The organism is Klebsiella sp. PL-2018 (genome assembly GCF_019048985.1).
GTDB lineage: Bacteria > Pseudomonadota > Gammaproteobacteria > Enterobacterales > Enterobacteriaceae > Klebsiella > Klebsiella michiganensis.
On record NZ_CP077673.1, the window covers coordinates 4,691,020 to 4,712,083 of the forward strand.

A 21,064-nucleotide genomic window follows, 5' to 3' on the forward strand; every position below is an offset into this window, starting at 1 on the left:
CTAGCGTTCGTCGCGACGTCCGCCGACGGCAGCCCACAGGCGGCGAACGTGAACCGTCACCTCTTCGCGATCGTGATACAGCTGGCGCGCCTGGATTTGCGCGTTGATACCGTGCTCATCCAGCTGCTCCTGGATATAGGCCAGATTGCGCGACAGCTCTTCGTAGCGTTTTTTCATCGGCAGCTTCAGGTTAAAGATGGTTTCCCGGCACCAGCCGTTCACCAGCCACTGCGCCATCAGCGCCGCCACTTTCGCCGGTTTCTCCACCATATCGCACACCATCCACGAAATGTTGTTGCGCGTCGGGCGATACTTGAAGCCATCTTCACGCAGCCAGGTCACCTGGCCGGTATCCATCAGGCTTTGCGCCATCGGACCGTTATCCACCGAGGAGACCCACATGTTGCGTTTCACCAACTGATAGGTCCAGCCGCCGGGACAGGCGCCGAGATCCACCGCGTACATACCGTTCGCCAGACGCTCATCCCACTCATCCGCCGGAATAAAGACGTGAAACGCCTCTTCCAGCTTAAGGGTCGAACGGCTCGGCGCATCGGACGGGAACTTGAGGCGCGGAATGCCCATATAGAACGGCGAGTTGTTGTTAGACAACGAGTAACCGGTGTAGCAGCAGCCGGGGGCGATAAAGAACACGTGGACCACCGGACGCTTTGGCGTTTCATAGTTGGTCAGCACGCCCGCTTCGCGCAGCGCCGCGCGCAGCGGTACCGTAAACTTGCGGCAGAACTTCATCAGCTCTTTGCTTTCGTTGGTATCGGCCACTTCAACGCGCAGCTCGCCGCCCTTCTCCACCACGCCCTGCAGCATACCGACGATCGGGGAAATCCGGTCTTCCGGCGGCAGGTCGCGCAGCAGTTCGCCAACCACAAACATCTGGCGGGCAAACACCAGCGAGCTGAACGGCAGTTCGCGCACCAGCTTTTCGCCATCTTCGGCCTGGTAGCACTCAAAAATCACATAGCCGGAGTCGTCTTTGACCCGGGCAAAACCAAACACCTCAAGGCGCGAGGCCTTATCGGTAATTTCTGCTGCGCACTCTTTCTCAAACCCAGGGCGACAATAGAGGACAACTTTATTCATGAACAACGCCCTTACGTTTCAGACGAATTGCACCAATTAACATTAATATCCAACCGGCGAGGAAGCAGACGCCCCCAACCGGCGTAACGAACGCCCACAGGCGTAAATGCGAGAGCGCCAGACAGTAGAGGCTGCCGCTAAAAAGAACGGTACCGAGCGCCATAAAGACGCTGCTCCAGTAAAACCAGATGCTGATGCGGCGCTGCATCGCCACCGCCAGGCCAAAAATAGCCAGCGTATGGAATGCCTGATACTGCAGGCCGGTGTGGATCCAGCCCATTTCCGCAACGCCCATGGTTTTACTCAAAACGTGCGCGCCAAAAGCGCCCAAAGCCACAAAGATAAAACCGCTTATCGCGGCGAAAATCAGCATAAAACGGCTGGTCATGTGTTTACCCTACGATGATTTATTGTTCATAACGAAAGCGAAATTTTTCTTGTTCATTAGCCGCTTTTGCCAGAATCCACTGGCGGAAGGCGGCTATTTTACCCAGTTCTGCCTGACTGTCATGACAAACGAGATAAAACGCATTCTTACTGACCAGAACATCATTAAACGGGCAGACCAAACGGCCCGCCTCAATCTCGGACTGCGCCATTACATTGTTGGCCAGCGCGACCCCCTGTCCATGGATTGCCGCCTGCAGCACCATTGCGCTGTGGCTAAATATAGGTCCCTGTTGAACATTAATATGGTTTAGACCTAACTGGCGGGTATAAGTTTGCCAGTCGCGGCGGGAAGCATCGTGCAACAGGGTATGTTGCGCCAGATCGGCAGGCGTTTTCAACGCTTTATCGCCGGTGAGCAACAGCGGTGAGCACACCGGGAGCAGATATTCGGCGTACAGCTTTTCCACCCGCAGCCCCGGCCAGTTGCCGCGGCCGTAAAAAATCGCCACGTCGACATCGTCGGCCAGCTTATCCTCCTGACGGTCCACGGCCTGGATCCTGACGTCGATTCCCGGATAAGCTGAGTTAAAGCTTGTGAGCCTTGGCACCAGCCACTGAATGGCAAAACTGGGGAGCATACTGACTGTTAAGGCCCCTTTTGCGCTTCGGGCCTGAAGCTTGCGGGTCGCTTCGGTGAGCTGCGTGAAAATCTCTTTGATATCCTGAAAATAGCTCTGCCCCTCCTCCGTCAAAAGAAGAGAACGATTGCGTCGACGGAACAGCTTGAGGCCGAGGAAATCCTCCAGGGACTTGATTTGGTGGCTGACTGCGGCCTGCGTCACAAAAAGCTCATCGGCGGCGCGAGTGAAGCTAAGATGGCGGGCGGCTGCATCAAAAACACGTAATGCATTCAGAGGTGGCAAACGCTTGGACATAGTTATTCTGGCTTAGATGTTAAGGCAATTTAACAAACAGGAAACAATAGTTAACCTATTAGTTTTTTTTATCTGAGCTATTATAATTTGTCCGTTGAGCTTCTACCAGCAAATACCTATAGTGGCGGCACTTCCTGAGCCGGAACGAAGAGCTTTTTTTGGAATGCGTGTTCCAACAAGCTTTTGGCTTACGGTTGTGATGTTGTGTTGTTGTGTTTGCAATTGGTCCGGGTTTGCGGACCATGGTAGCTCAGCTACCCCTTTTCACTTCCTGTACATTTACCCTGTCTGTCCATAGTGATTTAATGTAGCACCGCACTGCGCGGTGCTTTTTTTTGCCTGCTATACCGAAATCACTTATCCAGCTCGCCCAGCTGTTTTACGTCAGAACGGTTAATCTGCTGCTTGTTACCCCAGGCATCTTTGTACGAAATCATGCCAGTATCATTATCCGTTTGCGGTTTGCCGTCGGTCACGATGGTGCGCCCATCGTTGGTATGCATCACGTAGTTGGAGGAGCAGGCGCTCAGGCCAAAGGTCAGCACACAGGCAGAAATAATTGCGGCAGTCTTATTCATTTTCATCTTTCTCTCCTTTCGACTATTTATACTGTTTATGATTCGTTCTGTACCAGGTTAAAACGCAAACCCAACACTATTCAGCATAACTATCTTTTACCCACCCGAAGTCATATTCAGAAAATTCCAGTCGTTAGCAGAAACCTTGTATCACCCGCCGATTTGCGCGACGATCCTGATATCGATACGAGGAATCTCATGAACGCATTCAACCCCGTCCAATTTCGCGCCCAGTTCCCGGCGCTGGCCGACGCCGGCGTCTATCTTGATAGCGCCGCGACAACCCTCAAACCGCTGGCGGTCATTGAGGCCAGCGACCAGTTCTATCGCCTTAGCGCCGGTAACGTCCACCGCAGCCAGTTCGCCACCGCCCGTCAGCTAACCGAACGCTATGAAAACGCGCGCGAACGGGTGGCAACGCTGCTCAACGCCCCTTCCGGCCAGGATATCGTCTGGACGCGCGGCACCACCGAAGCCATTAATATGGTGGCGCAGAGCTACGTGCGCCCGCGCCTGAAACCCGGCGATGAGATTATCGTCAGCGAAGCGGAACATCATGCCAATCTGGTGCCGTGGTTAATGGTTGCCGGGCAAACCGGCGCGCGGGTGGTGAAGCTGCCGCTGGCGGGCAACCGCCTGCCGGACGTGGCGGCGCTTGGCGCGCTTATCACGCCGCGCAGCCGGGTGCTGGCGATTGGCCAGATGTCCAACGTCACCGGCGGCTGCCCGGATCTGGCGCTGGCAATACGCCAGGCCCGCGCTGCCGGGATGGTGGTGATGGTCGACGGCGCGCAGGGGGCGGTGCATTTCCCGGCGGACGTCCAGGCGCTGGATATCGACTTTTATGCTTTTTCAGGCCATAAGCTCTACGGGCCGACCGGCATCGGCGCGCTGTATGGCAAAAGCGAACGGCTGGCGGAGATGTCGCCGTGGCTCGGCGGCGGAAAAATGATTACCGAAGTCACCTTCGATGGCTTCAAAACCCAGCCCGCCCCCTGGCGCTTCGAGGCGGGAACGCCCAATATCGCCGGGGTGATCGGCCTGAGCGCGGCGCTGGAGTGGCTGGAGGAGACGGACATCGCGCAGGCGGAAAACTGGAGCCGCGGCCTGTCGACGCTGGCGGAAGACGAGCTGGCGAAACGTCCGGGCTTCCGCTCCTTCCGCTGCCAGGACGCCAGCCTGCTGGCGTTTGATTTTGACGGCGTTCACCATAGCGATATGGTGACGCTGCTGGCGGAGTCGGGGATCGCGCTGCGCGCCGGTAAGCACTGCGCCCAGCCGCTGCTGGCGGCGCTTGGCGTCAGCGGCACGCTACGGGCCTCCTTCGCGCCTTATAACACGCAAGACGATGTTTACGCGCTGGTGCACGCCGTGGACCGCGCTCTGGAAATACTGGTGGATTAATGACGACTTCTCACCCTTTTGGTACCCGCATCACCGAGGCATCTCTACGGCAGACCTTTACCCCGCTCAGCCAGTGGGAAGATAAATACCGCCAGCTGATTTTACTGGGTAAGCAGCTTCCCGCGCTGCCGGACGACCTCAAAGCGCGAGCCAAAGAGATTGCCGGGTGTGAAAACCGCGTCTGGCTGGGGCACGTCGTTGACGCCGAGGGCAAGCTGCATTTCTTCGGCGATAGCGAAGGCCGCATCGTGCGCGGCATGCTGGCGGTGCTGTTGACCGCTATAGAAGGCAAAAGCGCCGCTGAGCTGCTGGCGCAGGATCCGCTGGCGCTATTTGATGCGCTGGGGCTACGCGGCCAGCTGAGCGCCTCGCGCAGTCAGGGGCTCAGCGCCCTGAGCGAAGCGGTGCTCGCCGCCGCCCGCGAGGTTTAAGCTTATCCGGGGGCGGCGCTTGACGCGCCTTGCCCGGGCTACGGGTTCGTGCGGTTTTGTCGCCCGGACAGGTGCGCAGTTTTGTAGCCCGGGTAAGGCGCCTGCGCCGCGACCCGGGAATTTACGCCGTCTGCCGCTCCGCCTTCGCCAGCATTTTCTTCAGCGCGTGGGAGACGGCGACAAAACCAAAGGTCGCGGTCACCATCGTCGCGGCGCCAAAGCCGGATGCGCAGTCCATTCTCTTCGGCCCCTCAGCGGTGCTTTTCATCGCACAAACGCTGCCGTCCGCCTGCGGATAAACCAGCGCTTCGGTGGAAAACACGCAATCCACGCCGAGCTTACCTTTGCTGTTCTTCACCACCCCAAACTGGCTCTTCAAACGCTCACGCAGCTTTGCCGCCAGCGGATCCTGGATGGTTTTCGCCAGATCGGCGACCTGAATTTGCGTCGGATCGATTTGCCCGCCCGCGCCGCCGGTGGTCACCAGCGGAACCTTATGGCGACGACAGTAAGCGATTAGCGCCGCTTTCGGGCGCACGCTGTCGATGGCGTCAATCACGTAGCTAAAGCCAACGCCAAGATACTCGGCGACGTTTTCCGGGGTGACAAAATCGTCCACCACCGTGACCCGGCACTCGGGGTTGATCAGGCGAATACGTTCCGCCATCACCTCGGCTTTCGCCAGGCCAACGTTGCCGCCAAGGGCGTGGATCTGGCGATTGGTGTTGGTCACGCAGACATCATCCATATCGATCAGGGTAATCGCGCCAATTCCGGTTCTCGCCAGCGCTTCCGCCGCCCATGAGCCTACGCCGCCGATGCCGACCACGCAGACGTGCGCGTCGGCAAAACATTGCAGCGCCTTTTCACCATATAAACGCGCCGTGCCGCCAAAACGCTGGCGCCAGGCATCGCTGATTACAACAGACATAAAACCTCAGAATTAATGGACATTCCCGGGTCGCGGCGCAAGCGCCTTACCCGGGTGACAAAATCAGCCGTAGCCCCGGTAAGCGCAGCGCGACCGGGGAAGAGAACCGGCGTACTAGCCGCTAAAGACGTTGCCCGCGCCCGGGGCGTTTTTCAGCACCCATACGCGGCCGTAGTGGTTATACCAGCCGGCACGATGCCCGGCATCCGGGCCAATGCCCTGGTAAATATCGAAGTGCTGGCCTTTAATCGCCCCGCCAACATCGAGAGCCACCATTAAACGCAGCTCGTACTGGCCGTTAAACTTGCCGTTATTATCCAGCAGCGGCACCTCCGCCAGCAGCGTGGTGCCGGCAGGAACAATGGAACGGTCGGAAGCCACCGATGCCCGGCCGATCAACGGCACCGCGCTGGCGCCTTTCACTGGCGCAAAAGACTGCGGTTTAAAGAAGACGAACGACGGGTTCTGCTCCAGCAGCTCGCGCACTTCCGCCTCGCTGTGTTTTTCGCCCCATTCGCGGATCGCCTGCATCGACATATCTTCGCGCTTCACTTCGCCGCGGTCGATCAGCACTTTACCGATGCTGTAGTACGGCCAGCCGTTTTTCCCGGCATAGCTGAAGAAGTTCAGCGGCGAGCCGTCGCCAAAGTCAATGTAACCGCTGCCCTGCACGTCCATGATGAAGTTATCCATCAGCGAGTTGCTGTAGGCCAGAATGTAGTTGTCGCTCAGAGCCCCGGCGTAGATGCTGGCGCGGGACGGCAGCTTGCCGCGCTTCGGCGGCATCCGGTAAATCGGGTACTGGAACTCGCCCTGGCGAGTATGGCGCGCCTGCACCACCGGCGTGTAGTAGCCGGTAAACTGGACGTTACCGTAGTTATCCGTCCCCTGCATCTGCCAGGCGTCGATACCAAACTGGCTCAGCGTGCGGGTGTCGCCGCCGGAACGCAGCCACTCCTGAATCGCATTGTAGACGTTGCTCTGGCTGGTGTAGAGGCGCGGAGAGGCGCTACGAATCTGTCTCACCTGCTCGGAGAAATCGCCGGCGTTGATCGGCGAGCCGACCGCATCAGGCTGGTTAACCAGTGAAAACGGCTGGGTGAGTTTACCTTCATTATACTGCTGACCGCGATCGGTCGGTTTTGAGGAACAGGCGGCCAGCATTGCCAGCATCGCGCCTGTTACTGCGTATTTTGCCCAACGTCCTTTCATGGTATCTCTTCTTTATGCTGCTAAGCCCGGGTGCGTGATGAAGATAACAAACCCCCAGGGCTAATGAAATGCGCTTAGGCACCGCAAAGGCAGTTTTGCGCAAAAAATAGGCTGAAAGTGATTCTATATGCACCATTTTTTACAAAATTGATGATTTCTGCCAAAAAGGGTTGCATCAAAACGTTAGCGGAGTATAGTGCGCTTCCACGGACGCGGGGTGGAGCAGCCTGGTAGCTCGTCGGGCTCATAACCCGAAGGTCGTCAGTTCAAATCTGGCCCCCGCAACCAATTAAAATCAGAGAAGTAACGTTACTCGATGGAAGAGTAATGACGGACGCGGGGTGGAGCAGCCTGGTAGCTCGTCGGGCTCATAACCCGAAGGTCGTCGGTTCAAATCCGGCCCCCGCAACCAATTAAAATCTGATGCAAGTTTACTCGATGAAGAGTAAAGACGGACGCGGGGTGGAGCAGCCTGGTAGCTCGTCGGGCTCATAACCCGAAGGTCGTCGGTTCAAATCCGGCCCCCGCAACCAACATCATAAACACCCTCAAGGGTGTTTTTTTGTTTCTGCGCTGCGCAAAATCTTATGCCTGATTCAGGGAACGGCGCAGCGCCGCTCCCCGGCCCTTTTTCAGCCCTTCGGCAACACAATATTGCTCGCCGCCAGCATGCCCATCTCGTGATACATCGCGCAGGCCGCTTCCACGATCGGCATCGCCAGCGCCGCGCCGCTGCCTTCGCCCAGGCGCATCCCCATGTTGAGGTAGGGTTCCAGCTCGAGATGCATCAGCGCCGTACGCGTCCCCTTCTCCGCCGAATAGTGGGACGGGATCAGATAGGGTTTCACTTCCGGCGCAATTCGGCACGCCGCCAGCGCCGCCGCGTAGGAGAGGAAACCATCGAGCAGCACCGGCAGGCCGCAGGAGGCCGCGCCCAGCATCACGCCCGTCATCCCCAATAAATCAAAACCGCCCACTTTCGCCAGCACGTCGAGACCATCGTTCGGGTCAGGCCGGTTGACGGCGATAGCCCGGCGCACCACTTCCACTTTATTAGCGACCTTCGCCAACGGCAGATTAGCGCCAATCCCGACCACCTCCTGGGCATCGCTGCCGGTCAGAACGCTGACAATCGCCGCCGCCGGGGTGGTATTGGCCATTCCGAGCTCCCCGACGCCAAACAGCGTGACGCCATCCTTCGCCAGCCCTCGGGTATAGCGCATCACCTCCAGCAGCAGCTCTTCCGCCTGGCCGCGGCGCATTGCCGGACCGACGGCGATATTGCCGCAGCCGCGCGCCACGCGCATGTTGATAACGCCCGGTATCAGCTCGGCATCGATCCCGACATCAATCACGTGCATTTTCGCGCCCGCCTGCGCCGCCAGCACGCAAACGCCGGTTTTACCCAGCGTCATATTCGCCGCCTGGATGGCGGTCACCGCTTTCGGCGAGATGGCGACCCCTTCGTCCCACACGCCGTGGTCGGCGCACATCACCAGCAGCGCCTTCTTTTTCACCTGCGGCACGCCGTCAAGACCGGGCATGCCCGCCAGCTGTACGGCAAGATCTTCAAGGCGTCCAAGGCTTCCGGGCGGCTTCAGCAGGCCGTCGATATGAAGCCGGGCGCGCGCCATCGCGCTTTCATCAGGCGCCGGGATCGCGCCCAGTAGAGAGGTTAAGCTTTGCATAGAGGTTCTCGTCTTGTTGGCTGGCTCATGGCAGAGCCAGCAGGAAGAATAACGCCCGGTACGGCGCGCCTGGCCTATTTGATTTTTACGCCAATGCCCGACACCACCAGCCACACCTCGTCCGCCGCCGCCGCCAGGCGCTGGTTGACGCGCCCGGCGATGTCGCGGAAATGGCGGGCCAGACGGTTTTCCGGCACAATCCCCATCCCCACTTCGTTGGTCACCAGCACCACGCGGGCCGGGCAGCGCTGGCAGGCGGCAATCAGTACCGCGATTTCGGCGTCGATCGCCCGCTCCATCGCCGCATAATCCCAGTCGTCCGGCGCGCTGTCGCCCCCCAGCGCAAACAGCAGGTTGGTTACCATGGTGGTGATGCATTCCAGCAAAATCGCCTCCTCCGGGGCGATATCCGCGGTGATCAGTTCATCAAGCTGCTGCCAGCGCTCGGCGGTGCGCCAGTGCGCGGGCCTGCCGTCGCGGTGGTGCTGGATCCTCGCCGCCATCTCGTCATCAAAGATCTGTGAGGTGGCGATATAGAGTACCTGCGGCGCATGGGCGATCAGCGCTTCGGCATGGCGGCTTTTACCGCTGCGCGCCCCGCCGGTCACTAAAGTCAGCATACGGGCTCCTGATGTTGGCGCATGATGGCGTAGATTTTTTCGATATCAATATGCTGACGCATCGCGTCCGCCAGCAGATCGAACTGGTGAGATTTATACTGCGCATACTCGAAATCGCTATCCAGCGCCGCCAGCCCTTTACGCTGGCGCAGGCCGTTAACCAGCGCGCGGGTAAATGCATCGCTATCGAACAGGCCGTGCAGATAGGTGCCAAACGCCAGGCCGTCATCGCTGACCGCGCCGTCCGCCACGCTCAGGCCGCCTTTATGTAATTGCATCAGCGAACGGCAGCCGTCGCGCAGCTCGGTTTCGCCCATATGAATTTCGTAGCCGCTTACCGACAGCCCCGCCGTTGCCGCCAGCCACGCCGGCAACGGCGGAGCCAGAGTCGCCGTTACCTGGGTGGTCGTTTTGCTGTGCGCAAAGTGGGTGACGGTATTGAGCAACCCCAGCCCCGGCTGGGTGCCAAGCCCCGACTCCACCTCATCGATTATGGTTTCGCCGAGCATCTGATAGCCGCCGCAGATCCCCAGCACCGGTACGCCCTGACGCCGGGCCTGCAGTACCGCGTGCGCCATGCCGCTCTCGCGCAGCCAGCCCAGGTCGCCGAGCGTATTTTTACTGCCCGGCAGGATAATCATATCCACGCCCGCCAGCTCCTGGGGCTGGCGAACATAGCGGACGCGGACGTCCGGCTGCGCCGCCAGCGCGTTGAAATCGGTAAAATTGGCGATGTGCGGCACCTGAATCACGGCAATCTCAATATCACGCCTGTCGGTACGCAGATATTTCCCTTTTTGCAGCGCGACGCCGTCCTCATCTTCAAGATCGACGTCCAGCCACGGCATGACGCCGAGCACCGGGACGCCGGTGAGCGCTTCTATCTGCTCGATCCCGGAATACAGCAGCGCCACGTCGCCGCGAAATTTATTGATAATCACCCCTTTGACCCGCGCGCGCTCGCGATCGTGCAGCAGCGCGAGCGTGCCGTAGATGGAGGCGAATACGCCGCCGCGATCGATATCCGCCACGAGGATCACCGGGCACTGGGCCATCTCGGCCATGCCCATATTGACGATGTCGCGATCGCGCAGGTTGATCTCCGCCGGACTGCCCGCCCCTTCCAGCACCAGCACATCATGTTCGGCGGCAAGGCTGTTATAAACCGCGAGGATCTGTTCGCGCAGGCGCGGCTTGTACTCGTGATAGCTCACCGCGTCCATATCGGTCGCCACTTTGCCCATCAGCACCACCTGCGCTTTACGGTCGCTGGTTGGCTTAAGCAGCACCGGGTTCATGCGCACATCCGGGGTAATGCCTGCCGCTTCGGCCTGGAAAATTTGCGCGCGGCCCATCTCTTTGCCATCCGGCGTGATACCGGAATTAAGCGCCATATTCTGCGATTTAAACGGCGCGGTGCGCTGCCCGTCCTGATAAAAGATGCGGCACAGCCCCGCGACCAGCACGCTTTTGCCGACGTCGGAAGCGGTGCCCTGTAACATAATTGCCAGCGTCATGACGCCTCCTTCATCGCGTTGCTTCGCATCCGCGTAAAAAATTCTTCTTCGGTTTTACACAGCGGCAGCCCGAGCTGCGCGTGCAGCTTCACCAGCCACGGCTGGGTTAGCCCGGCCTGGGCCATCAGTTCGCTGCGGGCAAACACCTCCCCGGGTTCGCCGTGCGCCAGCACTTCGCCGCGGCGTAACACGTAAACCGCATCGCTGATTTCATAGATCAGATCGATATCGTGGCTGGAGATCGCCACGTGGTTGCCCCGATCGGCAATGCGCTTAATGATGTCGATCATCTGCGCGCGTCCCGAGGGATCGAGCCCCGCCGTCGGCTCGTCGAGCAGTAAATAGCGCGCCTGCAGCACCAGCGCGCCGGCTATCGCCACGCGCTTTTTCTGCCCGTGGCTCAGGCACTGAATCGGCTGGTGACGAAACCCCTGGGCATCGACGAGAGTCAGGGCATCGTCCACCCGGCGGGCAATTTCCTCTTCCGCAACCCCCAGGTTACGCAGGCTAAAGGCGATATCGCTGTCGATATCGGTATAGAAAATCTGCTGGTCCGGGTCCTGGAAAACGGTCGCCACCTGCTGACGCAGCGCCAGCAGGCCGCGTTTGCTGTAGTCCAGCGGTTTTCCCTGCCACAGCACCGCCCCGCTCTGCGGGCGCAACAGACCGCTCAGGTTCATAAACAGCGTGGATTTTCCGCAGCCGTTCGCCCCCACCAGTCCGGTCACCGCGTGACGGGAAAAATCCAGCGTCAGCCCCTTCAGCACCGGCTCGTCCTGATAGCGAAACCAGAGATCGGTCGTGGCAAGCATACTTATCCTTAGAGGTGAAAGTCACCCTGATACAGTTTGATATCCAGCGTGGTGCTCATCTGCTGGTAGCGGATCATCACCCGGGTAAACAGCAGCCCTACCAGCATCGCCAGCGAACGATAGCCCTTCGGCACGCTACGGTAGCCAAAACGTAATGTTTGCGCACGATGAATCGCCAGCGCTTCGTCTAACAGAATAAAAATAAAGCGCCAGGTTAGCAGAATTTGCTCGGTCAGCAGCCGCGGCACCCGCCCGCGCTTGAGCAGCACAATAAGCTGCGGGAACGGCAGATTCAGCACCAGCCAGAAGGTGGACGCCAGCGCCGCCAGACTGCGCCAGAAGGTCTGATTGGCGGTCGTCAGCCCCTCCGACGTAATGCCCAGCCAGACGCTGCCCAGCGGCAGGCTCACCAGCAGATCCTGCGGATTGCGGCTGACGCTAAACAGAATGGTCAGCACGCCGATCAGCAGGAAGCCAAACGGCAGCGCCATCCAGCGGCACCAGCGCCACGGCGAGACCCGCAGCAGCCAGCAGGTTAAGGCGGCAATCAGCGCCATTTCGATACCCTGCCCCAGCGGAGGCAGGGTAAAGGCCAGCACCATCAGCAGCAGCCAGAACAGGAACTTGCGCTCCGGCGCGACGTGAAACCAGCGGCTCTGATAGCTGAGTCGGTCAAACCCGGTCATCACGGCGCTGTCTGCCTTTGCTGTAGCCCAGAATATAGAAAATCACCGCCGCGCCGAGGGATCCCTGGAGCGTAAACAGCAGGCTCTCAATTTCTCCACTCGCCGGTTCGTACAGCGGCTGGAACCACGGCTCATAGTGCGGCGCGACCACCTGAATCTGGCTCTCCGCCTCGCCGTCCGAACCGCCAAACTCGCCGCCGTGATCGACAAAGAACGGCAGGATCACCAGCGCCACCACCATGGCTAACAATATCAGCGTCTTTTTCATGTTAATGCCCCTGTGCGGTAATCAGCTGACGTTTGGTCAACTGGTCGTAGATCATGACGGTTAACAGTCCTTCAGCAATGGCGATCGGGATCTGGGTCAGGCAGAAGATCCCCATAAACTTGACGATCGATCCGGTCGCGCCGGCGGTCGGATCCGGGAAGGCCACGCCGAGCTGTACGGAGGTGACAAAGTAGGTCACCAGATCCGCCAGCATCGCGCAGAGAAACACCCCGACATCGCGGCGAATGCCCGCGCGGCAGGCCATTTTCCACACCATATAGCCGACCACCGGCCCGATTACCGCCATCGACATCCCGTTCGCGCCGAGCGTCGTCAGCCCACCGTGCGCCAGCAGCAGCGCCTGGAACAGCAGCACGATGGCGCCAAGGATCGCCACCACGCCAGGCCCGAAGAGAATCACCGCCAGGCCGACGCCGGTCGGGTGCGAACAGCTGCCGGTCACGGAAGGAATTTTCAGCGCCGAGAGGACAAAAATAAACGCCCCGCACAGCGCCAGCAGCACCTTCTGGTTGTTATCTTCCTGCACGATACGGCGCAGGCGCACCAGCCCGTACCACAGGCAGGGTAAAAACAGCAGCCACCATGCCAGGGCCCACATCGGCGGTAAAAACCCCTCCATAATGTGCATCGCGAAAGCCTTTTCGGGTACCACTATCAGCAATAGCGCCGCGGCTAACCCGCTGAAAGACAGCTGTTTTAGCTGTTGTTCAAGTTTCATTCTGCATACTCCCACTGTTTATTGACCAGAATGGTCGAGAAATAGGGCAGCGGCTGGTCGTCGCTGACGTCACGGAGATGGCGCCAGCACTGCTCGCCCGGCAGCGTGGCTTCGGACATCATCAGCGCGGCATCCAGCAGACCGTTTTTCGCCAGCAGCGCTTTGATGCGGGGAAACCGCCCGTACACTTTCATCAGCACCAGGCTTTCATGCTGGCGCAGCGCCTGCTCGATTTCCGTTTCCGGCGCGGTGCAGGAGATCACCGCCAGCGACTGCTGCTCCATGGCCAGCGGCGTTTGCGAACGCGCGGCAATGGCGGCGAAAGAGGTGACGCCGGGAACAATCTCCAGCCACTCCGGGCTGCCGATACGCTGGAGTAAGAACACCCAGGTGCTGAACAGCATGGCGTCGCCGAGGGTAATAAACCCGACCTGCTTGCCCGCCTCCACTTCCTGCACCAGCGCGGCGGCGACCTCATCCCATACCGCCTCTTTTTCCGCGCTGTCGGCGCTCATCGGGAAATGGCAGCAGCGCACTTCGGTCCGTTCGCCGATATACTCCCGCACGATGGAGAGCGCGAGGCTGTCGCCGCCTTTACGTCCGGCGGGCGCGTAGAGAATGTCCAGCTTGCCCAGCACCCGCGCCGCGCGCACGGTGATCAGGTCAGCGGCGCCAGGGCCGGTACTCAGGGCATACAGTTTGCCGCTCATGCCGCCTCCTCCATCGCCAGGCTCAGCGCCTGCTGCAGGTGAGCGACGAACATTGCGCGCACCGCCGGATTCTCTCCCAGCCCGTTCAGCCACGGCGTCGCCGTGATACCGGCGGCGTTGAACAGCGTTTTCCAGGAGTCCTCTTCGTCCGAGGCCATATCGTTAATGGCGTGATCGCCGGCCACCAGCATCAGCGGCATCAGGTGCACGCCCTTCACCCCCTGCCGGCGCAGGCTGTCGATAAGAATATCGACTTCCGGATAGCTCTCGACCGCGCCGACCCGCGCCGGAAACCCCTTCGCCGTCATCATATGGTCCAGACAGGCGTAGGCGGCGAAAGCGTGATGGCTGGCGCCGTGGCCCATAAAGACCACCGTTTCATCGGCGGCAATCGGCGGCATCTGCTGGCGCAGCGCCTGCATCAGCTGGACATAATCATTATGGCTGCTCAGCAGCGGCGCCCCCAGCGTCAGGCGGAGGAACAGCGGGCGCAGGCTTTGCACTTCACGGACGATCTTTTCATATTCATCGCCGTTGATAATGTGCAGCGACTGAATCGCCACATCCTGGTAGCCCTGCTCGGCCAGCTTCTGCAACGCCTGCAGCGGCGTATCAATCTCGATACCGTCGCGCTGCTTGAGCTTGCGGATAATCATCCCGGAGGTGAAGGCGCGAAAGGTGTCGCGGTCCGGGCAGCTGGCCGCCAGCTCGCGCTCGCAGGCGACGATATTCTTTTCACAGGTGTCGGGATAGCTGGTGCCAAAACTGACCACCAGAAGCGCTTTTTTCATTTCGGACTCCTTAAGCAGCGGCCAGCCAGCGCGCTAAGCGCCGGGCAAAGGCAGCCTGACTTTCCAGTAATTCTTCACCGGTCACCAGCGGTGCCGGGCGCGTAATCACGATGCAGGGGATACCGGCATCCAGACAGGGTTGTACTTTTTCCTGATAGCCGCCTTCGGCGCCGGAGGCCTTAGTGATCACCACATCGGCCCGGCACTGGCGGTAGAAAGCGGCGTTGAACTCGGCGCTGAACGGCCCGCACAGGGCGAAGATCTCGCCAACGCCGAACCCCAGTCCGGCGCACTGGGCGATGACATCGGCGACCGGCAACACCCGGGCCAGCAGCGTTTTTTCGCCTAATCCCGCCCGCCAGCGCGCCAGATCTTTGCTTCCGGTGGTGAGCAGCACGCGCTGGCCGAAGCGCCGCGCCACCTCGCAGGCCTGTTCAATGCTCTCCACGGTATAGAGCAGCGGATGCGTCAGGCCGCTCAGCTGTTCAGGGCGCTGATAGCGGCTCAGCAGCACGCCGGCGGTTTCGCAGGCCCGGACGATATTGCGGCTCACCGCTTCGGCATAGGGGTGCGAAGCATCGATCACCCAGCGGGTCCGGTTAGCCTTCAGCCAGGCGATCATCTCCTCCAGCTCGAGACGCCCGCAGCGCACCTGGCCGCGAATGTCTCCCGCCAGCTGCTGGCCGGTGGGCGTCGCCACCGACAGGGTGTATTTAACCTGCGCCGCGTCAAGCTGCTGGCACAGCGCCCGCGCGTCGCTGGTTCCGCCCATCACCAGCACCTCGCCGTGGCTCACAGCACGTAGCCTCGTGGGGTGATCATCAGGCCATCCTGGATATACGTCGCTTTGTTGCCAACGATCACCAGGCTGGTCATATCGACCGGTGCAAAATCCATCTCCCCCAGGGTGGTCAGCCATTTCTCCTGTTTTTTACGTCCGGCGGACTTCACGACCCCCACCGGAGTCTGCGCGCTTTTGCTGGCCGACAGCAGCTCAAAGGCGCGCGCCAGATGGCCCTCGCGGCCGCGGCTGCGCGGATTGTAAAAACAGATCACGAAGTCGGCTTCCCCGGCGGCGACAATACGCTTTTCAATCACCGGCCACGGTGTCAGCAGGTCGCTGAGGCTGATATGGCAGAAGTCGTGCATCAGCGGCGCGCCCAGCAGCGAGGCGGCGGCGATGCTGGCGGTCATCCCCGGGATCAGGCGGACTTCCACATCCAGCTTCTGCTTGCTGACCAGCTCAAGCACCAGTCCGGCCATGCCGTAAATACCGGCGTCGCCGCTGCTGATCAGCGCCACGTTATGCCCGGCCTGCGCCAGCTCAATCGCCGCCTGGCAGCGCTCAATCTCTTTGCACATCCCGGTTTTGATCACCTGCTTATCGCCGGTAAAGGCTTTCACCAGGTGCGTGTAGGTTTTATAGCCAACGACGATTTCCGCCGCCTGCAGCGCTTCAATGGCTTCCATGGTCATCATGGACTGCGAGCCAGGGCCGATTCCGATTACGCTTAACATCAGTGTGAAACTCCCAAAGTGATAGTGACGCCCTGTTCGCGCAGGGTTTCGCCCAACAGTTGCCCATGGCTCAGCAGCCAGGCCGCCGGGCCGGATACGCTCCCCACGCCGACGGTTTTTCTGACGAACGATGAGGCGGGGAAATGGTGCTCATGCTCGCGCAGCGCATCAGCGGGAAAGGTTTCGAACGGTACGCGACAGCAGGAGGCCAGCTGAATCAGCCCCTGCTCGTGCTTCTTCAGCGTCACGCTGCCGATGGCTTTCAGCGCCAGCGGATCCAGGCGCTGCGCCTCAAGCTGGCGCGCCAGCAGCGCTGCTAACAGCGGGAATGGCGTATCGCGACGGCAGCCAATTCCGGCGACCACCCGCTGCGGCACCAGCTTCCAGTGCAGCACGGCGATGGCCGGCAGCTCGTTGCGCAGCGTGACGCAGACCAGCGCGTCCAGCTCGGGAAGCTGGTGCAGATCGGTCACGGTGATAAATCCCCGCCGGTCGCAGCGGCTGACGTCTTCATCCAGCTCGTCGTCCCACCACAGGCCGACGCGCTGCTGGCTGACCAGCATCTGGTTGACGGTTTTCACCGCCGCGCGGAAATCGCTCATCCGGGCATTAAGCTGGAATGCCAGGGTATCCAGCGCCGCCATCTCGTTGACGTCGGTGGCGGTGGTGATCACCGGGTCGGCGCCGAGCATCCCGGCCAGATAGCGGCTGAGGGCATTCGCGCCCCCCGCGTGGCCGGAAAGCAGGCTAATAACGTGCTGGCCGCGCTCGTCAATCACCACCACCGCCGGGTCGCTGAACTTGTCATTCACCAGCGGGGCCAGTACGCGTACCGCGATCCCGGTGGCGCCGATGAAAATCAGCGCCGAATAGCTGCTGAAGGCCTCGCGCGCGGCGCTGGCAAAACCGTTTTCAAAGGGGAGAAACCCCTCTTCCAGCAGCTTCTCGCTGGTAAAGCAGGTTAACGGCAGCATCGCCGCCAGCCGTTTCGCCAGCCGCACGCCGCCAGGGGTCAGGCAGAAAAGCGCGATTGATTCAGGCTTTACGGTATTCATGGCTAAAGTCCGCCGCGTAGAGTTTTGAGTAGTGATACTCAGAGCCCAGGAAATTCCCGACCAGAATGAGCGCCGTTTTGCGGATCCCCGCCTCGCGCACCTTGTCGCCGATATCAGCCAGGGTACCGCGTACGGTCTGGCTTTCCGGCCAGGTCGCTTTGTAGATCACCGCCACCGGCGTGGTTGCCGGGTAGCCGCCTTCCATCAGGCGCTCCGCCACCCGGTGAATGCGCTGTACGGAAAGGTAAATCGCCATCGAGGTCTGGTGGCTGGCAAACGACTCAAGCTGCTCGCGCTCCGGCACCGGCGTGCGCCCTTCGAGGCGGGTAATAATCAGGCTCTGGGAGACTTCCGGGACGGTGTATTCGACGCCAAGCTCCGCCGCGGCGCCCAGAAACGCGCTGACGCCCGGCACCACCTGCCAGTCGATGCCGCGTTTGGTTAGCTCTTCGCCCTGCTCGCGGACAGAGCCGTACAGCGACACGTCCCCGGTCTGTAAACGCACCACCGTTTTCCCGGCTTTAACGCCGGCTTCCATCAGGTCGAGAATTTGCGCCAGATGCAGTTCGGCGCTGTCGTGACACTCGGCGCCGGGCGGACAGTACTCCAGCAGCGCGGTGTTTATCAGCGACCCGGCGTAGATCACCACCTGGGCCTGCTGGAGCAAGCGGTAGCCCTTGAGGGTAATCAGCTCACGGTCGCCCGGCCCTGCGCCAACGAACCACACACAACGGGGGTCAAATGTCTCAGCCATGGTTTTCTTCCTTCTGACAGGCGATAACAAAAACGGGATTATTCGGTTTGAAATAGTGGCCGCTGCCCAGCGCGGTCAGCGATGAAACGTTCAGCTGCAGGCAATCAATCTGCGTAATTCCCCGCTGCCGCAGATAGTCGAGAGCGGCGTTCAGGTTCTCCTGCAGGATAAAGGTCATCACCAGGCGACCGCCGGGGTAGAGCTGCTGCCACGACCAGTCAATGAGCTCGTCGAGGCGGCCGCCGCTGCCGCCCATAAAAATGGCGTCGGCCCGCTCGGTGATCACCATCGGCGCTTCGCCGGGCAGGATCTCAATGTTGCCGCAGGCGAAATGCTGGCGGTTTTCGTCCAGCAGCTGCAGGGCCGCGGGATTGCGTTCGACCGCCGTTACCTGCAGCGAGGGGTACTGCAGCGCCGCCTCAATCGACACGCTGCCGGTACCGGCGCCGATATCAATCAGGTGGCTTGCCCGGTGTAGCTCAAGTTTGGCCAGCGCCAGCGCGCGAACCGCCTCTTTGGTCATCGGCACCTTCTCGCCGCGCAGAAAAAGCTCATCTTTCATCGAGGATCACCACCGCGTTCATCTCATATTCGCCGTCGACCTCACTGACCGGTAGCCAGCGGATCCGCTCGTTATCCATCGCCAGATTTTCGCCAATCACCATCCAGCGATACCCTTTACCCCGCGCCGCCAGCTGGGCGGCGATTTCCCGCGGCCCGCAGCGCCCGTCGGTCACCATCGCCACCTTGCGCTGGCGAGCCAGCTCATCAAAACAGACGTCCCGCCCGTGGCTGCTGGTCAGCCAGATATCGTTCATATCGATACCGGCCTTCGCGCAGAGATACTGCACCGCGCTGATGCCGGGGATAATGCGCACGCGCTCGATGCCAAAGTGGGCGATCAGCCGCGTACCGATGCCGTAAAACAGCGGGTCGCCGGAGGCCAGCACCACCACCTTCTGCGCTTCGCGTTCGCCGAGCCATACCAGCAGTTCGGCAATATTGGCGCCCAGCGCAAACCGTTCGCCGTCAAACTCAGGGAACTGCTGTAAATGCCGCTTGCCGCCCACCAGCGCGTCCGCGCTGGCGACCGCGTCCCGCGCCGCCGGCGTCATCAGATGCAGGCCTGACGGGCCCATGCCGACGACCGTTAACATGCCATCTCCCGCGCAATCTCGGCGATCGGGCGATTGCTGCCGAGGACCTTGTTATCAAAGGAGAACATGATGGCGTCGCAGACGGGCGGCGTTTTAGTAAAGCGCAGCATCTGCATCACCCGCAGGCAGATGCGTTCGGCAAGATGGTGATAGATATGCTGAAAACCGTACGCGTCGATGTGCTCCATCGCCGCTTCGGTGGTATCGCATTCGCTCACCAGCTGCAGCAGCGCCAGCGGCGCGCCCAGCAGCGCCAGATGCGCGACCAGGGTTTCCATCCGCGCATCGGCGATATGGCTGTGGGTGTGGAAGATCCCGGCGGCGACTTTAATCAGCTTGCCGGGATGGCCAATCAGCACGATCTGGCGGAACCCCAGGCGCACGGCCTCTTCAATCATGTAGCCGACGAAGTTGCTCATGGTGACCACCACCTGCGAGTCGATGCCCATCTGCTCGCGTACGAAGCGCTCGCCGTGGTTGCCCGGCACCAGCACTACCCGCTCCAGCCCCGCCGCGCGCTTAATTTCCAGCTCCAGCGATAGCGAACGCTTCCAGCTCTCCTCCGACATCGGCGTCACGATACCGGTGGTGCCGATAATCGAGATGCCGCCCAGAATCCCCAGCCGCGAGTTATAGGTTTTCTGCGCCCGCGCCTCGCCTTCCGGGGCGAAAATCTCTACCGTCGCCCCGCGCGACGGGCCAATCGCTTCGCGCACCGCCGACTCGATGGTGTGGCGCGGGGTGCGGTTAATCGCCGGGCTGCCGATGGGCAGGCCGATCCCTTTGCGGGTGACCGTGCCGACGCCTTCGCCGCCGCGCAGGGTAATCTCGCCGGAATCGTCGAGCGTCACGCGGGCGAAAATCAGCATCCCGTGGGTGGCGTCAACATCATCGCCGCCGTCTTTACGGATGGCGGCGATCGCCTGCTGCCCTTCAACGTGCGGCGACTCGACGTTAAGGCACAGAGTGACGCCGGAAGGGGTGACAATGGAGACCTGATGAATCAGATGCTGACGCATCACCATCAGCGCCGCGACCTTTGCTGCCGCCGTGCGCATGATCCGGTGGTATAGCCTTTGCGCAGCGCCTTGCCGTTGTGCCATACCGGGGCGTCAAAGGATTGCTCGCTCATCGCGCCCCCTGTAAGTGGTACAAAATGGCGTTGACGATGGCGGCGGCGACGTTGCTGCCGCCTTTACGACCCAGCGCGGCGATGCCCGGCAGGCCGCTCTGCGTCAGGGCCTCTTTCGACTCCGCCGCGCCGACGAAACCGACCGGCACGCCAATCACGCCGTTGACCGCGACGTCATGCTCCAGCAGACGAAACAGCGCGGTGGGCGCATTGCCGAAAACAAACACCTTCTCGCCCTCTTCGGCGACCGCGATATCAACCGCCGCCATCGAGCGGGTCATCCCCTGCGCTTTGGCCTCCGCCACCACCCGCGGATCGCTGATATAGCAGCGGCACTCGCCGCCGAATTTCGCCAGCAGGGTTTTATTGATCCCGGACAGGGCCATGGTGGTATCGGTATAAAGCGTGCAGGGCTGGCTCAGGGCGGCGCTCAAGCGCGGAAGCACGTCGGGTGAAAACCACAGGATATCCAGCCAGTCAAAATCAGCGGTGGTGTGGATCACCCGCTTGATAATGGCTTCGTGCAGCGGGCTGGCAAAGCGGTAGTCCGGGCGGGTCTGCGCAATAATATCGCCAATAATGTCGAAGCTTTTCGCCTCAATCGCCTGCGGTTGCTGGATATAGTGCATTCATTT

Annotated in this window: 24 protein-coding genes, 3 tRNA genes and 1 pseudogene; 5 read left to right on the plus strand and 23 right to left on the minus strand. The window is 60.7% G+C overall.

All coding sequences use genetic code 11. From position 1 onward, the window contains the following. The 4 genes from rlmM to MKleb_RS21980 form a co-directional block, all read right to left on the minus strand. Complete coding sequence (gene rlmM, locus MKleb_RS21965) at positions 1-1,101, minus strand: 23S rRNA (cytidine(2498)-2'-O)-methyltransferase RlmM (protein WP_014226619.1); 1,101 nt, start codon at positions 1,099-1,101, stop codon at positions 1-3. Then, positions 1,094-1,489 (minus strand): DUF423 domain-containing protein, encoded by a 396-nt coding sequence (locus MKleb_RS21970; RefSeq protein WP_004853688.1) that lies wholly within the window; start codon positions 1,487-1,489, stop codon positions 1,094-1,096. Before MKleb_RS21970 ends, rlmM begins: the two co-directional genes overlap by 8 nt. A 19-nt stretch (positions 1,490-1,508) precedes the next feature. Next, positions 1,509-2,426 carry a glycine cleavage system transcriptional regulator GcvA gene (gene gcvA, locus MKleb_RS21975; RefSeq protein WP_163586450.1) on the minus strand — a complete coding sequence of 306 codons (918 nt, stop codon included), beginning with the start codon at positions 2,424-2,426 and terminating at the stop codon, positions 1,509-1,511. 353 nt (positions 2,427-2,779) lie between these two features. Continuing rightward, complete coding sequence (locus MKleb_RS21980; protein ID WP_014226620.1) at positions 2,780-3,004, minus strand: YgdI/YgdR family lipoprotein; 225 nt, start codon at positions 3,002-3,004, stop codon at positions 2,780-2,782. A gap of 198 nt (positions 3,005-3,202) precedes the next feature. Here MKleb_RS21980 and csdA point away from each other — a divergent pair, with 198 nt between their 5' ends. Together csdA and csdE are read left to right on the plus strand one after the other, a co-directional pair. Continuing rightward, positions 3,203-4,408, plus strand: a complete 1,206-nt coding sequence (gene csdA / locus MKleb_RS21985) for a cysteine desulfurase CsdA (RefSeq protein WP_163586451.1) — start codon at positions 3,203-3,205, stop codon at positions 4,406-4,408. Beyond that, positions 4,408-4,839 (plus strand): cysteine desulfurase sulfur acceptor subunit CsdE, encoded by a 432-nt coding sequence (gene csdE / locus MKleb_RS21990; protein ID WP_025108020.1) that lies wholly within the window; start codon positions 4,408-4,410, stop codon positions 4,837-4,839. Before csdA ends, csdE begins: the two co-directional genes overlap by 1 nt. 121 nt (positions 4,840-4,960) lie before the next feature. On the opposite strand, the gene tcdA is transcribed toward csdE, so the two are convergent. Both tcdA and mltA read right to left on the minus strand, forming a co-directional pair. Continuing rightward, positions 4,961-5,770, minus strand: a complete 810-nt coding sequence (gene tcdA, locus MKleb_RS21995; protein ID WP_009651598.1) for a tRNA cyclic N6-threonylcarbamoyladenosine(37) synthase TcdA — start codon at positions 5,768-5,770, stop codon at positions 4,961-4,963. A gap of 114 nt (positions 5,771-5,884) precedes the next feature. Then, complete coding sequence (gene mltA / locus MKleb_RS22000; protein WP_004124438.1) at positions 5,885-6,982, minus strand: murein transglycosylase A; 1,098 nt, start codon at positions 6,980-6,982, stop codon at positions 5,885-5,887. Between the two features lie 211 nt (positions 6,983-7,193). Here mltA and MKleb_RS22005 point away from each other — a divergent pair. The 3 genes from MKleb_RS22005 (at position 7,194) to MKleb_RS22015 (ending at position 7,515) form a co-directional block, all read left to right on the plus strand. Next, positions 7,194-7,270, plus strand: a tRNA-Met gene (locus MKleb_RS22005). A 47-nt stretch (positions 7,271-7,317) separates the two neighbouring features. Then, positions 7,318-7,394: transfer RNA gene (locus MKleb_RS22010), tRNA-Met, on the plus strand. A 44-nt stretch (positions 7,395-7,438) separates the two neighbouring features. Next, positions 7,439-7,515 (plus strand) — tRNA-Met (locus MKleb_RS22015). Positions 7,516-7,614: 99 nt separating this feature from the next. Here the strand turns inward: MKleb_RS22015 and cobT are convergent. The 17 genes and pseudogenes from cobT to MKleb_RS22100 all read right to left on the minus strand — a co-directional run bounded on the left by cobT (position 7,615) and on the right by MKleb_RS22100 (position 21,058). Next, positions 7,615-8,670 (minus strand): nicotinate-nucleotide--dimethylbenzimidazole phosphoribosyltransferase, encoded by a 1,056-nt coding sequence (gene cobT / locus MKleb_RS22020; RefSeq protein ID WP_025107442.1) that lies wholly within the window; start codon positions 8,668-8,670, stop codon positions 7,615-7,617. Positions 8,671-8,744: 74 nt separating this feature from the next. Next, positions 8,745-9,290, minus strand: a complete 546-nt coding sequence (gene cobU / locus MKleb_RS22025; RefSeq protein WP_025107441.1) for a bifunctional adenosylcobinamide kinase/adenosylcobinamide-phosphate guanylyltransferase — start codon at positions 9,288-9,290, stop codon at positions 8,745-8,747. Continuing rightward, the gene (locus MKleb_RS22030; RefSeq protein ID WP_025107440.1) at positions 9,284-10,807 is read right to left on the minus strand and encodes a cobyric acid synthase; all 1,524 of its coding nucleotides are present in this window, start codon (positions 10,805-10,807) and stop codon (positions 9,284-9,286) included. Before MKleb_RS22030 ends, cobU begins: the two co-directional genes overlap by 7 nt. After that, positions 10,804-11,619 carry an energy-coupling factor ABC transporter ATP-binding protein gene (locus MKleb_RS22035; RefSeq protein WP_025107439.1) on the minus strand — a complete coding sequence of 272 codons (816 nt, stop codon included), beginning with the start codon at positions 11,617-11,619 and terminating at the stop codon, positions 10,804-10,806. Before MKleb_RS22035 ends, MKleb_RS22030 begins: the two co-directional genes overlap by 4 nt. An 8-nt stretch (positions 11,620-11,627) precedes the next feature. Further along, complete coding sequence (locus MKleb_RS22040; protein WP_014839396.1) at positions 11,628-12,305, minus strand: energy-coupling factor ABC transporter transmembrane protein; 678 nt, start codon at positions 12,303-12,305, stop codon at positions 11,628-11,630. Continuing rightward, positions 12,292-12,573 (minus strand): energy-coupling factor ABC transporter substrate-binding protein, encoded by a 282-nt coding sequence (locus MKleb_RS22045; protein WP_004133685.1) that lies wholly within the window; start codon positions 12,571-12,573, stop codon positions 12,292-12,294. The genes MKleb_RS22040 and MKleb_RS22045 overlap by 14 nt, the downstream gene beginning before the upstream one ends. Before the next feature lies 1 nt (position 12,574). Further along, positions 12,575-13,312 carry a cobalt ECF transporter S component CbiM gene (gene cbiM, locus MKleb_RS22050; protein WP_004124457.1) on the minus strand — a complete coding sequence of 246 codons (738 nt, stop codon included), beginning with the start codon at positions 13,310-13,312 and terminating at the stop codon, positions 12,575-12,577. Continuing rightward, positions 13,309-14,022, minus strand: coding sequence for a cobalt-factor II C(20)-methyltransferase (locus tag MKleb_RS22055; protein WP_014839398.1), 714 nt, complete (start codon positions 14,020-14,022; stop codon positions 13,309-13,311). The genes cbiM and MKleb_RS22055 overlap by 4 nt, the downstream gene beginning before the upstream one ends. Continuing rightward, a complete protein-coding gene (gene cbiK / locus MKleb_RS22060; RefSeq protein ID WP_025107438.1) occupies positions 14,019-14,813 on the minus strand; it encodes a sirohydrochlorin cobaltochelatase in 795 nt (264 codons plus the stop codon). The genes MKleb_RS22055 and cbiK overlap by 4 nt, the downstream gene beginning before the upstream one ends. A gap of 10 nt (positions 14,814-14,823) precedes the next feature. Further along, complete coding sequence (locus MKleb_RS22065; RefSeq protein WP_025107437.1) at positions 14,824-15,609, minus strand: cobalt-precorrin-6A reductase; 786 nt, start codon at positions 15,607-15,609, stop codon at positions 14,824-14,826. Beyond that, entirely contained in the window at positions 15,606-16,331 is a 726-nt protein-coding gene (locus tag MKleb_RS22070) for a precorrin-3B C(17)-methyltransferase (RefSeq protein WP_004105101.1), read from the minus strand. The genes MKleb_RS22065 and MKleb_RS22070 overlap by 4 nt, the downstream gene beginning before the upstream one ends. Continuing rightward, positions 16,331-17,386: a cobalt-precorrin 5A hydrolase gene (cbiG, locus tag MKleb_RS22075; protein WP_025107436.1), complete on the minus strand. Its 1,056-nt coding sequence runs from the start codon at positions 17,384-17,386 to the stop codon at positions 16,331-16,333. Before cbiG ends, MKleb_RS22070 begins: the two co-directional genes overlap by 1 nt. Further along, positions 17,367-18,140 carry a cobalt-precorrin-4 methyltransferase gene (locus tag MKleb_RS22080; RefSeq protein ID WP_014226631.1) on the minus strand — a complete coding sequence of 258 codons (774 nt, stop codon included), beginning with the start codon at positions 18,138-18,140 and terminating at the stop codon, positions 17,367-17,369. Before MKleb_RS22080 ends, cbiG begins: the two co-directional genes overlap by 20 nt. Beyond that, positions 18,133-18,702 (minus strand): decarboxylating cobalt-precorrin-6B (C(15))-methyltransferase, encoded by a 570-nt coding sequence (locus MKleb_RS22085; RefSeq protein ID WP_025107435.1) that lies wholly within the window; start codon positions 18,700-18,702, stop codon positions 18,133-18,135. The genes MKleb_RS22080 and MKleb_RS22085 overlap by 8 nt, the downstream gene beginning before the upstream one ends. Further along, entirely contained in the window at positions 18,692-19,297 is a 606-nt protein-coding gene (locus MKleb_RS22090) for a cobalt-precorrin-7 (C(5))-methyltransferase (protein ID WP_025107434.1), read from the minus strand. Before MKleb_RS22090 ends, MKleb_RS22085 begins: the two co-directional genes overlap by 11 nt. Then, positions 19,291-20,429: pseudogene (gene cbiD / locus MKleb_RS22095) on the minus strand (cobalt-precorrin-5B (C(1))-methyltransferase CbiD). The gene MKleb_RS22090 and the pseudogene cbiD overlap by 7 nt, the downstream one beginning before the upstream one ends. Then, positions 20,426-21,058 carry a cobalt-precorrin-8 methylmutase gene (locus tag MKleb_RS22100; protein ID WP_004133657.1) on the minus strand — a complete coding sequence of 211 codons (633 nt, stop codon included), beginning with the start codon at positions 21,056-21,058 and terminating at the stop codon, positions 20,426-20,428. Before MKleb_RS22100 ends, cbiD begins: the two are co-directional and overlap by 4 nt. Positions 21,059-21,064 lie beyond the last annotated feature (6 nt).